This window comes from Stenotrophomonas maltophilia, from assembly GCF_002799155.1.
GTDB classification, from domain to species: Bacteria; Pseudomonadota; Gammaproteobacteria; order Xanthomonadales; family Xanthomonadaceae; genus Stenotrophomonas; species Stenotrophomonas maltophilia_R.
This window is the reverse complement of sequence record NZ_NERD01000002.1, coordinates 3,428,682-3,441,128: the sequence shown is the minus strand read 5'-3', so window position 1 is coordinate 3,441,128 and position 12,447 is coordinate 3,428,682. Positions and strand designations below refer to the sequence as shown.

Annotated in this window: 11 protein-coding genes and 2 riboswitches; of the genes, 9 read left to right on the top strand and 2 right to left on the bottom strand. The window is 68.3% G+C overall.

Annotated features, from left to right (window positions below; genetic code table 11):
* Position 1: 1 nt before the first annotated feature.
* A riboswitch (glycine riboswitch) is annotated at positions 2–105 on the bottom strand.
* Positions 106–118: 13 nt separating this feature from the next.
* A riboswitch (glycine riboswitch) is annotated at positions 119–208 on the bottom strand.
* A gap of 40 nt (positions 209–248) precedes the next feature.
* The 3 genes from B9Y82_RS16495 to B9Y82_RS16485 all read left to right on the top strand — a co-directional run bounded on the left by B9Y82_RS16495 (position 249) and on the right by B9Y82_RS16485 (position 1,487).
* Positions 249–524, top strand: coding sequence for a GIY-YIG nuclease family protein (locus B9Y82_RS16495; protein WP_014038656.1), 276 nt, complete (start codon positions 249–251; stop codon positions 522–524).
* A gap of 72 nt (positions 525–596) precedes the next feature.
* A complete protein-coding gene (locus B9Y82_RS16490; protein WP_100474071.1) occupies positions 597–1,028 on the top strand; it encodes a nuclear transport factor 2 family protein in 432 nt (143 codons plus the stop codon).
* A gap of 3 nt (positions 1,029–1,031) precedes the next feature.
* Positions 1,032–1,487 (top strand): hypothetical protein, encoded by a 456-nt coding sequence (locus B9Y82_RS16485; protein WP_100474070.1) that lies wholly within the window; start codon positions 1,032–1,034, stop codon positions 1,485–1,487.
* A 103-nt stretch (positions 1,488–1,590) separates the two neighbouring features.
* Here B9Y82_RS16485 and B9Y82_RS16480 read toward each other — a convergent pair whose 3' ends face one another.
* Positions 1,591–2,871: an NAD(P)/FAD-dependent oxidoreductase gene (locus B9Y82_RS16480; RefSeq protein ID WP_100474069.1), complete on the bottom strand. Its 1,281-nt coding sequence runs from the start codon at positions 2,869–2,871 to the stop codon at positions 1,591–1,593.
* A gap of 123 nt (positions 2,872–2,994) precedes the next feature.
* On the opposite strand from B9Y82_RS16480, the gene B9Y82_RS16475 reads away from it, so the two are divergent.
* Positions 2,995–3,774: an NYN domain-containing protein gene (locus B9Y82_RS16475; protein ID WP_100474068.1), complete on the top strand. Its 780-nt coding sequence runs from the start codon at positions 2,995–2,997 to the stop codon at positions 3,772–3,774.
* 112 nt (positions 3,775–3,886) lie between these two features.
* A complete protein-coding gene (locus tag B9Y82_RS16470; protein ID WP_100474067.1) occupies positions 3,887–4,507 on the top strand; it encodes a glutathione S-transferase family protein in 621 nt (206 codons plus the stop codon).
* A gap of 96 nt (positions 4,508–4,603) precedes the next feature.
* Here B9Y82_RS16470 and B9Y82_RS16465 read toward each other — a convergent pair whose 3' ends face one another.
* Positions 4,604–6,781, bottom strand: coding sequence for a primosomal protein N' (locus tag B9Y82_RS16465; RefSeq protein WP_100475261.1), 2,178 nt, complete (start codon positions 6,779–6,781; stop codon positions 4,604–4,606).
* A 412-nt stretch (positions 6,782–7,193) separates the two neighbouring features.
* Here B9Y82_RS16465 and B9Y82_RS16460 point away from each other — a divergent pair, with 412 nt between their 5' ends.
* The 4 genes from B9Y82_RS16460 to sppA all read left to right on the top strand — a co-directional run bounded on the left by B9Y82_RS16460 (position 7,194) and on the right by sppA (position 12,378).
* Positions 7,194–8,198: a hypothetical protein gene (locus B9Y82_RS16460; protein ID WP_100474066.1), complete on the top strand. Its 1,005-nt coding sequence runs from the start codon at positions 7,194–7,196 to the stop codon at positions 8,196–8,198.
* Positions 8,191–8,769: a DUF3106 domain-containing protein gene (locus tag B9Y82_RS16455; RefSeq protein WP_100474065.1), complete on the top strand. Its 579-nt coding sequence runs from the start codon at positions 8,191–8,193 to the stop codon at positions 8,767–8,769. The genes B9Y82_RS16460 and B9Y82_RS16455 overlap by 8 nt, the downstream gene beginning before the upstream one ends.
* 206 nt (positions 8,770–8,975) lie before the next feature.
* The gene (locus B9Y82_RS16450; RefSeq protein WP_100474064.1) at positions 8,976–10,340 is read left to right on the top strand and encodes an MATE family efflux transporter; all 1,365 of its coding nucleotides are present in this window, start codon (positions 8,976–8,978) and stop codon (positions 10,338–10,340) included.
* A gap of 115 nt (positions 10,341–10,455) precedes the next feature.
* Entirely contained in the window at positions 10,456–12,378 is a 1,923-nt protein-coding gene (gene sppA, locus B9Y82_RS16445; protein ID WP_100474063.1) for a signal peptide peptidase SppA, read from the top strand.
* The last annotated feature ends 69 nt before the right edge of the window (positions 12,379–12,447 follow it).

The following is a 12,447-nucleotide window of genomic DNA, read 5'->3' as shown; positions in this document are numbered from 1 at the left end:
CCGCTCCCGCTGTCCTTTTGCCTGAGAGTTCAGCGGCGTAGGCCGCGTGCCCCTTCGGCGGATCGTCCCGGGCGTGCCCGGTGACCTCTCTCCAGCTCGGCGAGTCGAATGCATGGTTGGTGGGATTCCAGCCCACCGGCCTGAGCGATCATGGGAGCCTGCGCCTTCGGCGGGCGCCAGCGCGGCGCCTCTCTCCTGCATTCGGGCGCCAGTATATCCGCTGCAGTGCAGCACGGCATAATCCGGCCATGGCCCCGTCCCTCCGCCCGTGGTTCCTGTACCTGCTCGAATGCCGCGATGGCAGCTATTACGCCGGCATCAGCACCGACGTGGACGCGCGTTTCGCCGCCCACCAGGCCGGCAAGGGCGCGCGCTACACCCGGGCCCGGCCGCCGCTGCGCGTGCTGGCCGTGCGCGAGTACCCGGACCGGGCCGCCGCCTCACGCGCCGAATGGCAGCTCAAGCAGCAGCCGCGCGAACGCAAGCTGGCCTGGCTGCAGGCACCTGCCGAGACGCTTCTGTAGATCTACGCCATGCGTGGATGGGCCTGCCCGGCCCATGCGATGATCGCCCCGCGCCCAGAGCTGGAGACCCGGATGTCCACGATCGCCCTGCTGTTCGCTCTCTCCGCAGCAACCAGCCCTGCCGCCGACCCGGTCACCCTCGCGGCCATCGAAGCCACCTGCCACGACTACGTCGATGGCCAGCTGGAGGCCGACCCGAAGCGTGTCGCCCGTTCCCTGCACCCGGACCTGGCCAAGCGCGCGGTGCTCGGCGATACACCCGACGAACGCCTGGGCCTGCGCCGCATGTCGAAGGAAGAGCTGGTCTCGTTGACGAAGCAGGGCGCGCTGAAGACGTCGAAGGATCAATGGGACCGCCGCTGCACGGTGCTGGACGTGACCGGCAACGCGGCCTCGGTACGGCTGGAAACCCCGTGGTTCGTCGACTACTTCCACATGGGGCGCTTCGACCAGCGCTGGGTCATCGTCAACGCGTTGTGGTACCCGAAACCGAAGGCGCCGTGAGCGATGCGTGCTGCGGGCAAGGCATGGACCTCCGTCGTCGTGCTGGTCACCGGCATCGCACTGCTGCCTGGCCTGCTGTACCTGCTTGGACTGGCGCTGGTGGAAGGTCGACCGAACCCTGCCGACCGCACGCCCAGTGGTGTGGCCGCATGCAGTAGTGAACCGCGGGCGGGATACCAGACGATGAATCCCTGGCGCTTCGCCGCGCAGCTGTTCGATACGAACGCGAGGCAGAAGAAGGTGCCTGAAGTGGAGCGCGAGGCTTACTGGATTGCCCGACGCCACCTGTGGCGGCAGCCTCGGCACGGCATGCTGCGCTGGCATCTGAGCAGCACCGCGTTGACGATCTGGATCACCCGGCATTGGAGTACCGCACAGATTGCCGACACCGCGAGGAAGGAAGATTTCTGCCGGGCATGGTCGAGACGGCGGGTGCCGGGTGGCCCGATGAGGCAGTAGAGCCACGCCATGCGTGGCTGAGCTCCATGCGGCCTGCACAGGCATGCATCCACGCATGGCGTGGATCTACTCCCAGGCAGAGCACCCCTGTCCGTCTTCGGCCCTACCGCCTCGGCCGCCGGTCTTCCTGGTCATCACCGAAGATGATGCGCGCGCTGCGCTGGTAGCTCCAGTACGCCACGGCCCAGTTCAGCAGCACCACGATGCGGTTGCGGAAGCCGATCAGGAAGAACACGTGCGCGGCCAGCCAGAACCACCAGGCCAGGATGCCTGAAAGCTGCAGCCGGCCCAGGTGCACGATCGCGGCCATGCGACCGATGGTGGCGAGGTTGCCGTAGTCGGCGTACTTGAACGGCCCCGGTGCGGCTTTGCCATGCAGGCGCGCGCGGATCACCCCGGCCACGTACTTGCCCATCTGCTTGGCGGCAGGCGCCACGCCGGGTACCGGCTTGCCATTGGCCTGGTTCAGTGCGGCCAGGTCGCCGGCCACGAACAGCTCCGGGTGATCGGGCAGGGTCAGGTCCGGCTGCACCTGCACGCGGCCGGCGCGATCCAGTGGCACGTCCAGCGTGCGCGCCAGCGGTGACGCGGCCACGCCGGCGGCCCAGACCACGGTGCGGGCCGGCACGAACTGCTCACCGAGCTTGAAGCCCTGGCTGTCGATGTCGCTCACCGGGGTACCGGTCAGCACTTCCACGCCCAGCTTTTCCAGCTGCCGGCGCGCCTTCAGCGAAAGCACTTCCGGGAACGAGGACAGCACGCGCGGCCCAGCCTCGACCAACCGCACCTTGGCGCTGGCCGGATCGATGTGGCGGAATTCGTTGCGAAGCGTATGCCGCGCGATCTCGGCCAGGGTGCCGGCCAGTTCAACACCGGTGGGACCGCCACCGACCACCGCGAAACTCAGCCATGCGGCCTTCTTCGCCGGGTCCGGCTCGGCCTCGGCGCGCTCGAATGCCAGCAGCAGCTTGCGGCGCAATGCGATGGCATCGTCCAGGGTTTTCAGGCCGGGGGCATCATCGGCCCACTGGTCGTTGCCGAAGTAGGCGTGGGTGGCGCCGGTGGCCAGCAGCAGGCTGTCGTAGTCCAGCGTGCTGCCATCGGCCATGCGGATCTGCCGGGCCTGCTTGTCGATGGCGACCACTTCGCCGAGGCGGACTTCCACGTTGCGCTGGTGGCCGAGGATGTGGCGCAGCGGCGCGGCGATATCCGGCGCCGACAGGCCGGCGGTGGCCACCTGGTACAGCAGCGGCTGGAAGAGGTGATGGTTGCGGCGGTCGACCAGGGTGATGCGCATGCGTTCGCGGGCCAGGGCACGGGTGGCCCAGAGGCCGGCAAAACCGCCGCCGACAACGACCAGGTGGGGAACGCGCTCGCGACTCATCGACTCACTCCAGTGGGGGCATTGGGGGAAGCGCCTGGCATCTTCGCACGGCGGCTGCCTGTCACGTCAGCGCCCGCGTGGATCGGCGATACTCGGGTTCAGGCAACGGCCCCTGAGGAGCCCATGAGCGAACCGGAAAAGCGCATCGCCCTGTTGATCGACGCCGACAACGCGCCGGCCTCGAAGATCGACGAGGTCCTGGCCGAAGTGGCCCGCTACGGCGTGGCCAACGTACGCCGCGCCTATGGCAACTGGAAGAGCCCGCGGTTGAAGGGCTGGGAAGCCGTACTGCACGAATATGCGATCCGCCCGATCCAGCAGTTCGCCTACAGCAAGGGCAAGAATGCCTCGGACATGGCGATGGTGATCGATGCCATGGACCTGCTGTACGCGCGCAACCTTGATGGCTTCGCCATCGTGTCCAGCGATGCCGATTTCACCCCGATGGTGATGCGCCTGCTGACCGACGGCGTGAAGGTGTATGGCTTCGGCGAAAAGAAGACGCCCGAACCGTTCGTCAACGCGTGCTCGAAGTTCACCTACCTGGAAGCGCTGGGCCAGACCCATGCCAGCGTGCCGGATGCCGAGCAGGCATCGAGCGAACAGGCATCGAGCGACCCCGTCGCCAATGATGATGCACGCCCACGCAAGAGCGGGGCGGAGATGCGCAGCGATACGCGGCTGGTGAAGATGCTGCGCCGTGCGGTGTCTGCGGCCGAGGGCGAGGACGGCTGGTCGCACCTGGGGCCGGTCGGCAGCCAGATCGGCAACCAGGCCTCGTTCGATCCGCGCAACTACGGCTACGGCAAGCTCAGTGATCTGCTGGCGGCCATCGGGCTGTTCGAACTGAAGAAGGACGGCAAGTCGTCCTACGTGCGCGCGCTGCCGAAAAAGAACCGCTAGTGCCGGCCGCTGGCCGGCAACGCCCAGGTGCCAGATCCGGCTTCCGCCACCCACACTCCATCTCCGATCAGGCGTATCGTTGCCGCTCGCATTGCCAGCAAGGAAAACCCGCATGTTGAAGATCTGGGGCCGCCGCAATTCCAGCAACGTCCGCAAGGTACTGTGGTGCGCCGAGGAGATCGGCCTGCCGTATGAGTCCATCGAAGTCGGTGGCAGCCACGGTGGCACGCAGACGCCGGAATACCAGGCAATGAACCCCAACAGCCTGGTGCCGGTGATCGAAGACCACGGCCTGCCGCTGTGGGAATCGAACGCCATCGTGCGCTACCTGAGCGCGCGCTACGCACTGGGCACCCTGTATGCCGAAGACCCGATGCAGCGCGCCCAGGCCGAGAAGTGGATGGACTGGAGCACGTCGCGGATGGCACCGCTTTACAGCGACCTGGTATGGGGCATCATGCGCACCGCGCCGGCCGACCGTGACGAAGCGCGGATCAATGCCGCCATCGTGCGTGCCGGTGACTACCTGGCAATGGCCGATGCCACCCTGGCGAAACAGCCATGGTTGTCGGGCGAGACATTCGCGATGGGTGACATCCCGCTGGGTTCGCTGATCTACGCCTGGTTCGAACTGCCGATCCAGCGCCCGGAGCTGCCGCACCTGGCCGAGTGGTATGCGCGCCTGCGCGAGCGACCGGCCTACCAGCGCGGCGTGATGACGCCGCTGACGTAAGCGGTGGCGTTCGGGGTCAGAGCCCTTTTCTGCGAAAAGGGATCCGACCCCTGGCCATCGGGGACGGATCCCACCCAGCGGGTGGGCTTCGACCGCTCAATACAGATCCGTCGGATCCACGTCCAGCGACCAGCGCACCTTGCGTGCTTCCGGCAGCGCATACAGCCGCGGCACCAACTGCGAAAGCACACCATGCAGCGGCGGCCGCTGCACGGCCGACAGCAGCAGCTGCGTGCGCTGGTAGCCGGCACGCCGCGGCATCGGCGCCGGCATCGGCCCGTAGGCTTCGACCACGTTCTGCTCGCCCAGCAGTTGCCGCGCGGCCAGCAGGAACGCGTTGGCGTGCTCCACCTGCTGCGCTTCGGCACGCATCAGCGCCAGGTGCGCGAACGGTGGGAACCCGGCGGCTTGGCGCTGGTTCAACTCGGCCTGCGCAAACGGGTGGTAGCCACCACTCACCAGGGTTTCCAGCAGCGGGTGCCCGGGATGGTGGGTCTGCAGCCAGACCTCGCCGGGGTCACGTGCACGCCCCGCGCGACCGGCCACCTGGATCAGCTGCTGCGCCAGTTTCTCGCTGGCGCGGAAGTCGGCGGAGAACAGCCCTTCGTCGATGCCCACCACCACTACCAGCGTCAGCTTGGGCAGGTCGTGGCCCTTGGCCAGGATCTGCGTGCCGACCAGGATGCCGGGCTGGTCGCCCAGTTTCGCCAGTTGCTGTTCCAGCGCGTCGCGGCGCGAGGTGGTGCCGCGGTCGATGCGCACCACCGGGAAATCGGCGAAGGCCGCGGTGAGGTGCTCTTCCAGGCGTTCGGTGCCGATACCCTGCGGCTGCAGCGCCAGGCTGCCGCAGGCCGGGCACGCCAGCGGCGCCGGTTGCCGCGCGCCGCAGTGGTGGCATTGCAGGCGACGACCGCCACCATGCACGGTCATCGGTGCATCGCAGCGCTGGCACGGCGCGGTCCAGCCGCAGTCGTGGCACAGCAGCACCGGCGCATAGCCGCGGCGGTTCTTGAACACCAGTACCTGCTGGCCACGCTGCAGGTGCTCGCCGATGCCGGCCAGTACGTCGGCCGACAGACCGTCATGCAGCGGCCGCTTGCGCACATCGAGGATGCGCACGCGTGGCGGCCGTGCATCGCCGGCGCGCTGCTTCAGGCGCAGGTGGGTGTAGCGCCCGGCGTAGGCGTTGTGCAGGGTTTCCAGCGAGGGCGTGGCACTGCCCAGCAGAACCGGAATGCCCAGCGACTTGGCCCGGACCAGGGCGAAATCGCGCGCGTGGTAGCGGATGCCGTCCTGCTGCTTGTAGCTGCCGTCGTGTTCCTCGTCGACGATCAGCAGGCCGGCCTGGGGCAACGGCGTGAACACCGCCGAGCGGGTGCCGACGATGACGCGCGCTTCGCCGCGTGAGGCCGCTGCCCAGACGCGCGCGCGCTCGTTGTCGTTCAACCCCGAATGCAGCGCATGTACCGCGATGCCCAGGCGGCCGCGGAAGCGTGCCAGCGTCTGCGGGGTCAGGCCGATTTCCGGCACCAGCACCAGCGCCTGCCTGCCTTGTGCCAGGCAATGGATGATCGCCTGCAGGTAGACCTCGGTCTTGCCGCTACCTGTCACGCCATCCAGCAGGAACGGCTGGAAGCCGTCGGCGGCATTGATCGCGGCCACGGCCTCGGCCTGGTCCGGGTTGAGCGTGGGGCCGGGCAACGGCTGCGCGTGTTGGGGAGCCACGCTCAGCGCGACGCGCTCGGCCAGCCCGCGCTTGGCCAGGCTGCGCGCGGCAGCGCGCCAGTCTTCCATGCGTTCGCCCAGCACATCCTCATCCACGATGGCTTCGGCCAGCAGTTCAGCCAGTTGCCGCGGGCGGCTACCGGCGCGCAGCTTGTCGCGCTGGGCGTGGCCTTCCGCGGTCAGTTGCCAGCCCCAGTGGTGGGTGTCGGGCACGGCCTCGCCATGGCGCAACGGGCCGGGAAGGGCGGTGCTCAGGACCTCGCCCAAGGGGGCGTGGGTGTAGCGCGCCAGCCATTGCAGGCTCTGCCACAGCTCACCCTGTAGCAGCGGCTGCGGGTCGCACCAGGCCAGGGCCTGGCGCAGTCCCTGGCCGTCGTCGGCCTGGCCATGCCCCACCACCACACCGACCAGCTCCCGGTTGCCGAACGGCACCTTCAGGCGGCAGCCGACCGCGACCGCAGGGCCATCGCCCTCCGGCGACAGGTAGTCGAACAGGCGGGGCAGGGGGACGGGCAGGGCGACCTGCAGGGTCGGAATCGGTGAAAGCATCGGGCCAGTGTAACGGCCCATGCGCGCGCGAATGGCGGGCGCGGGAGCGCCCGCGCGACGCCTGTTGAATCATAAATGTCACCTAAATATCGGTGTCCATTGGAGATTCAGTCTTATCCACATGTTCTGTGGATAACGTTGTGCGTTAACGGCCAGCGGATACGCAGAAGGCCGATAGCGACGGCCTCATGCTCGGGTTGGTCAAAAAATCGCCATATGATAAAGGCCTTCAAAATCAAGTAGTTGGGTGTGAAACAATGCTGAAACAGAGTGGATTCAGCTGGATGCCCCAGTTTTTCGCTGCGGGGGCGTGGTGCTGTGCACAACCTGCAGCACGAAGTGCCTGTGGGCGCAAGTCCTACGGGCATCGATGGCCTGCCGCTATCATGCCGGCAGACCTTTGGAGTGACCGATGACGGCTGTGCCCGCCCCTGTTTCCTCGACCGCGGCCGGCGCGCTGTCGGCGTTCCTGCGCGGTGTCGAGCGCCGTGCCCTGGTGGTCGCTGAACTGCAATGCGGCGATGCTGCGCGCGCCGAGCAGACCCTGGTGGCGGTGATGCGCGCCTTTGCCGCCGTCGCCAGCGACCTGCCGATGGCGCAGTGGCCGACCCGTTTCTGGACCCTGCTGGGCCAGCGCCAGGCGCTGCGCGAGCCGGTGGGTGGGCAGTGGGCACCACCGTTGGCCGCGCTGGGTGCAATGTCGCCGCTGCCGCGCCTGGCACTGCTGCTGCGGGTGGGCGGCAGCCTGGACGAGGGCATCGCCATGCGCGTGCTCGACCAGGACGAGGCCGGTTACCAGCAGCTGCTGGCCGACGCCTGCCCGCGTGATGCCCACGGCCAGCCCGATGCCTCGGCCTGGCGCCAGTTGGCCGAACAGGTGCAGGCGCGTATCCGTGAGCTGCCGGCAACGCGCCTGCAGCAGCTGCAGCAGCCAGCCGCACCGGCCGCCCATAATGAAACCCCGACCTCGAGCTGGCGCACACCGCAGCGCGATCAGCGTGCCACCGCCGAAGGCACGCGCCGTCGCACGAACGCCAAGCCGCGCTGGCGCGGTCCGCTGATCCTGCTGGTGACCGTGGCGGTGTTGCTGGCCGCTGCGCTGGGCTGGCGCTACTGGCAGGGGCATTCCTTCGGCAGTGATGCACCGTTGCCGGAGGGCGTGGTGGGCGAAGCCGGTCCGGTGACGGTGGAATCCCTGCCGCCGAGCAAGGTCAACGCCACCCCGGATGCGACTACGGCCCAGGCCGCGGACGACGCCACGATGCTGGCCGATCGTGACTACCCGCTGGTCGCCGATGCCGACCTGTATGCGTGGACCGCCGCGGGCGGCCCGCTGCCGGTGGATGAATCGCAATCCAAGCCGAGCCGGCCGGAGCCGGCCAGCGCCACGCTGGAAACCGCTGCTGCCGATGAATAAGCCCGTGTTCGCCAGCCTGTTGCTGGCCCTGCCGTTGTCGCTGTCCGCCGCACCGCAGTCGTTGAGCGTGCCGTTGCCGCCAGCTGTTCCGGGAAGTTCGCCGGCCGCGCCGGCGCCGGCCACTGCAACCCCTGCTGGATTCACCCAGCTCGATGCGCAGCAGCAGCGCCAGCGCCGCGCCGACTACGCTGCCTGGCGCGCGTTGCCGGAAGGAGAGCGCGAGCGCATCCGGCAGGCGGCTGCGCGATTCAATGCATTGCCCGCAGACCAGCAGCAGCGCCTGCGCCAACAGTTCCATGATCAGGACCAGGCGTTCCGCGACGGGTGGCGGCTGGGCCCGCAACTGGGCCTGGAATTCCCCAAGCTGCATGGCCTGTTCGGCTTCGTGCCGCCGGAGCAGCGCGAGACCGCGCTGGCCGTGCTGCGCCAGCTCAGCCCGGCGCAGCTGGCCCAGCTGACCCTGGTCGCGCAGCGCACGCCGCCGCAGGAACGCGACACCGTGCGCCGCGTCTTCCTCGCCGTGCCCGCGGCCGAACGCGACAGCTGGCTCAAGCGCCAGGCTGGCCAGTAGAAAAGGGGACGGAGGGGATTAAGTCGTTTCAGGCCGGTTAGTGCCGGATGCGACTTAATCCCCTCCGTCCCCTTTTTGTGTGGGGCTGCTGAAACCCAGCATTCACGCCATGTCATGGGAATGCACGCGCCGCCCGCGTAAGATGGGCGCCCGCAACCCGGTGCCTGTGCCCTTCGCGCGCAACCGCAGTTCGCGTCAAGCACCTTATGTCTACTGCAACCTCCACGCCGCGCTTCAGCAAGGAAGTCGGCGCCACCGGTCTGCTCGCCCTGCCGCTCGTGCTGGGCCATGTGTCCACCGGTCTGATCTCCTTCGTCGACAACGTGATTGCCGGCCACCACGCCACGGCCACACTGGCCGCCGTCACCATCGGTACGGCGCTGCTGTGGCTGCCGATGCTGATCCCCATCGGTACCCTGATCTCGCTCACTGCCTCGGTCTCGCAGCTGCATGGCGCCGGCCGCGAGCGCGAGATCGGCCCGCTGTTCCGCCAGGCACTGTGGCTGGCGCTGGGCCTGGGCCTGATCATGTTCACCTTCCTCACCGTGGTGCCGCCGCTGCTGCCGGCATTCGGCATCGCGCCGGACATCGTGCCGGGTGCGACCGCGTTCCTGCATGCGGTGCGCTGGGGCGGGCCTGCGCTGACCCTGTACTTCTGCATGCGCTATCTCAGCGAGGGCATGCATTGGACGCTGCCAACCATGTTGCTGGGCTTCGGTGGCCTGCTGGTGCTGGCACCGATGGGCTATGTGCTGGCCAACGGCAAGCTCGGCTTCCCGGAAATGGGCGCCGAAGGCCTGGGCATCGCCTCGGCGGTGATGATGTGGCTGCAGGCGATCGCCTTCGCCACCTACCTGTGGTTCACCAAGCGCTTCGCCCACCTGCAGCTGTTCTCGCACTTCGAAGGACCGCGCTGGAAGGCGATCTGGGAGCTGCTGCGCACCGGCCTGCCGATCGGCATCACCGTGCTGATGGAGGGCGGCCTGTTCATCGTTACCGCACTGCTGATCGGCCGCCTCGGCGCCAATGAAGCGGCGGCACACCAGATCGCGATCAACGTCGCGCAGCTGTGCTTCATGATCCCGATGGGCGTGGCCGAGGCCACCACCGTGCGCGTCGGCCATGCGGTCGGCCGTGGCGATGGCTTCGGCGTGCGGCGCGCGGCCTGGGCCGGCTACGCGATCATCATGGGCACGCAGACGTTGTCGGCGGCAGTGCTGCTGTTCGGCCACGATGCCATCGTGGGTGTGTACACCAACGACCTGGCAGTGGCCGGGCTGGCCTCGACCCTGCTGCTGTACGCGGCCACCTTCCAGTTCCCGGACGGCATCCAGGTGCTGTCGGCCGGCGCGCTGCGCGGCCTGAAGGACACCCGCGTGCCGATGTTCATCGCCATGTTCGCGTACTGGGGACTGGGCATGCCGCTCGGCGCCGGGCTCGGCCTGGGGCTGGGCATGGGCCCGCAGGGCATGTGGATCGGCCTGATCGTCGGCCTGACCGCCGCTGCCATCCTGATGGGCTGGCGCCTGCGCCGCAGCAGCCAGCGCATCGGGCAATCCGCGCTGTCCTGATCTTCGCGCCCGCCACGTTCACCCGTGACGGGCGATCCCCTGACTTGTGTCCGATGCTGCATCACGCGGCACCGGCTATGCTGGTACCACGGCAAGAAGCCATCCGGAGCGTTCCATGAATCAACCCGTGCCCCCGCTGCCCCCGGCGCGTCGCAATCCCGTCGCCAGCTTCTTCATCGGGCTGTGGGACGTCATGAACTTCACCCGCCGGTTGATTCTCAACCTGGTGTTCTTCGGCCTGCTGTTCCTGCTGCTGGTGATGTTCGTCATCGCCGCCGGCATGGGCGCCGGCGCCAGCAAGTCGCTGCAGGACCGCACGACGCTCGTGATCGCGCCGGAAGGCCGCCTGGTCGAGCAGTTCAGCGCCGATCCGGTCAGCCGTGCGCTGGCCAAGGCGGTGGGTGACAACGGTGCCGAAGAGATCCAGCTGCGCGACCTGCTGCGGGTGATCGAGTCGGCCAAGCAAGACAAGAAGATCGAGCGCGTGGTGCTGGAGCTGGACAAGCTGCAGCCGTCCGGCTTCGCCTCGCTGCGTGAAGTGGCCGCCGCATTGCAGGATCTGCGTGCCTCCGGCAAGCAGCTGGTGGCCTACAGCGAGAGCATGGGCCAGTCGCAGTACCTGCTGGCCGCGCAGGCCGACGAGGTCTACCTGGACCCGATGGGCTCGGTGGTGCTGGAAGGCCTCGGCCGCTACCGCCAGTACTTCCGCACCGGCCTGCAGGACAAGCTGGGCGTAGACGTGCACCTGTTCAAGGTGGGCGAGTACAAGTCCGCGGCCGAGCCGTACGTGCTCGACGCCGCGTCGCCGGCCTCCAAGGAAGCCGACCTGTTCTGGATGAACGACGTGTGGCAGCGCTACCTGGGCGACATCGCCAAGGCCCGCCGCCTGGATCCGGCGCAGCTCGCCGCTGGCATCGACACGCTGCCGGAAGGCATCGCTGCCGCCGGTGGCGACCTGGCCAAGTTCGCCCTGCAGCAGAAGCTGGTGACCGCGCTGAAGACCCGCGAGGAATTCGAGGATCTGATGATCGAGCGCGGCGTGGCCGACGAGGATGCCGATGGCGGTTTCCGCAATGTCGACTTCGGCCGCTACCTGGCCCTGCTCGACGCACGCCGCAACCCGGTGGACTCGCGTCCGCAGGTGGCCGTGGTGGTGGCTGCCGGCGAAATCAGCGCGGGTGACCTGCCGGCCGGCCGCATCGGTGGCGAGTCGACCTCGGCGCTGCTGCGTGCCGCGCGCGACGACGACAACGTGAAGGCCGTGGTGCTGCGCGTGGATTCGCCGGGCGGTGAAGTGTTCGCCTCCGAGCAGATCCGCCGCGAAGTGGTGGCGCTGCAGGCCGCCGGCAAGCCGGTGGTGGTGTCGATGGGCGACCTGGCCGCCTCCGGTGGCTACTGGATCAGCATGAATGCCGATCGCATCTACGCCGATCCGTCGACCATCACCGGTTCGATCGGCATCTTCGGCATGGTCCCGAACTTCAGCCGCGCGCTGGACAAGATCGGCGTGCATACCGATGGCGTCGGCACCACCCGCTTCGCCGGTGCCTTCGACGTCACCCGGCCGATGGACCCGGCCGTGGGCCAGGTCATCCAGTCGGTGATCAACAAGGGCTACGCCGACTTCACCGGTCGCGTCGCCGACGCCCGCAAGAAGCCGGTCGAGGCCGTGGACGAGGTGGCCCGTGGCCGCGTGTGGAGCGGGGCACAGGCCAAGGAACGTGGCCTGGTCGATGCTTTCGGTGGCCTGAAGGATGCGGTGGCCGATGCGGCCAGCCGTGCCAAGCTGGGCAAGGCCGATGCCTACCGCGTGCGCTACATCGAGAAGGCGGCGACGCCGTTCGCGCAGTTCGTCAGCGGATTCGCCGGCAGCCGTGCCGGTGCCTGGATGCTGTCCGATTCGGGCATGGCGCGGATGATGCTGGCGCGCACGATGCCGGAGGTGGATACGCAGCTGCGCTTCGTCGAGAACGCGGCCCGCGAGAAGGGCAATGGCGCACCGGTGAAGGCGCTGGCGTACTGCTTCTGCGGGTTCTGACCGGCGACGGTATCGAATGAAAACGCCCGGCCTGGTCCGGGCGTTTTCGTTCATGGGGTCGGATCCCTT

What these genes read in the sequence shown, in the direction of transcription:
- B9Y82_RS16495 (WP_014038656.1), top strand. Translation starts at nt 249, where the DNA reads ATGGCCCCGTCCCTCCGCCCGTGGTTCCTGTACCTGCTCGAATGCCGC.
- B9Y82_RS16490 (WP_100474071.1), top strand. Translation starts at nt 597, where the DNA reads ATGTCCACGATCGCCCTGCTGTTCGCTCTCTCCGCAGCAACCAGCCCT.
- B9Y82_RS16485 (WP_100474070.1), top strand. Translation starts at nt 1,032, where the DNA reads ATGCGTGCTGCGGGCAAGGCATGGACCTCCGTCGTCGTGCTGGTCACC.
- B9Y82_RS16480 (WP_100474069.1), bottom strand. Translation starts at nt 2,871, where the DNA reads ATGAGTCGCGAGCGCGTTCCCCACCTGGTCGTTGTCGGCGGCGGTTTT.
- B9Y82_RS16475 (WP_100474068.1), top strand. Translation starts at nt 2,995, where the DNA reads ATGAGCGAACCGGAAAAGCGCATCGCCCTGTTGATCGACGCCGACAAC.
- B9Y82_RS16470 (WP_100474067.1), top strand. Translation starts at nt 3,887, where the DNA reads ATGTTGAAGATCTGGGGCCGCCGCAATTCCAGCAACGTCCGCAAGGTA.
- B9Y82_RS16465 (WP_100475261.1), bottom strand. Translation starts at nt 6,781, where the DNA reads ATGCTTTCACCGATTCCGACCCTGCAGGTCGCCCTGCCCGTCCCCCTG.
- B9Y82_RS16460 (WP_100474066.1), top strand. Translation starts at nt 7,194, where the DNA reads ATGACGGCTGTGCCCGCCCCTGTTTCCTCGACCGCGGCCGGCGCGCTG.
- B9Y82_RS16455 (WP_100474065.1), top strand. Translation starts at nt 8,191, where the DNA reads ATGAATAAGCCCGTGTTCGCCAGCCTGTTGCTGGCCCTGCCGTTGTCG.
- B9Y82_RS16450 (WP_100474064.1), top strand. Translation starts at nt 8,976, where the DNA reads ATGTCTACTGCAACCTCCACGCCGCGCTTCAGCAAGGAAGTCGGCGCC.
- sppA (WP_100474063.1), top strand. Translation starts at nt 10,456, where the DNA reads ATGAATCAACCCGTGCCCCCGCTGCCCCCGGCGCGTCGCAATCCCGTC.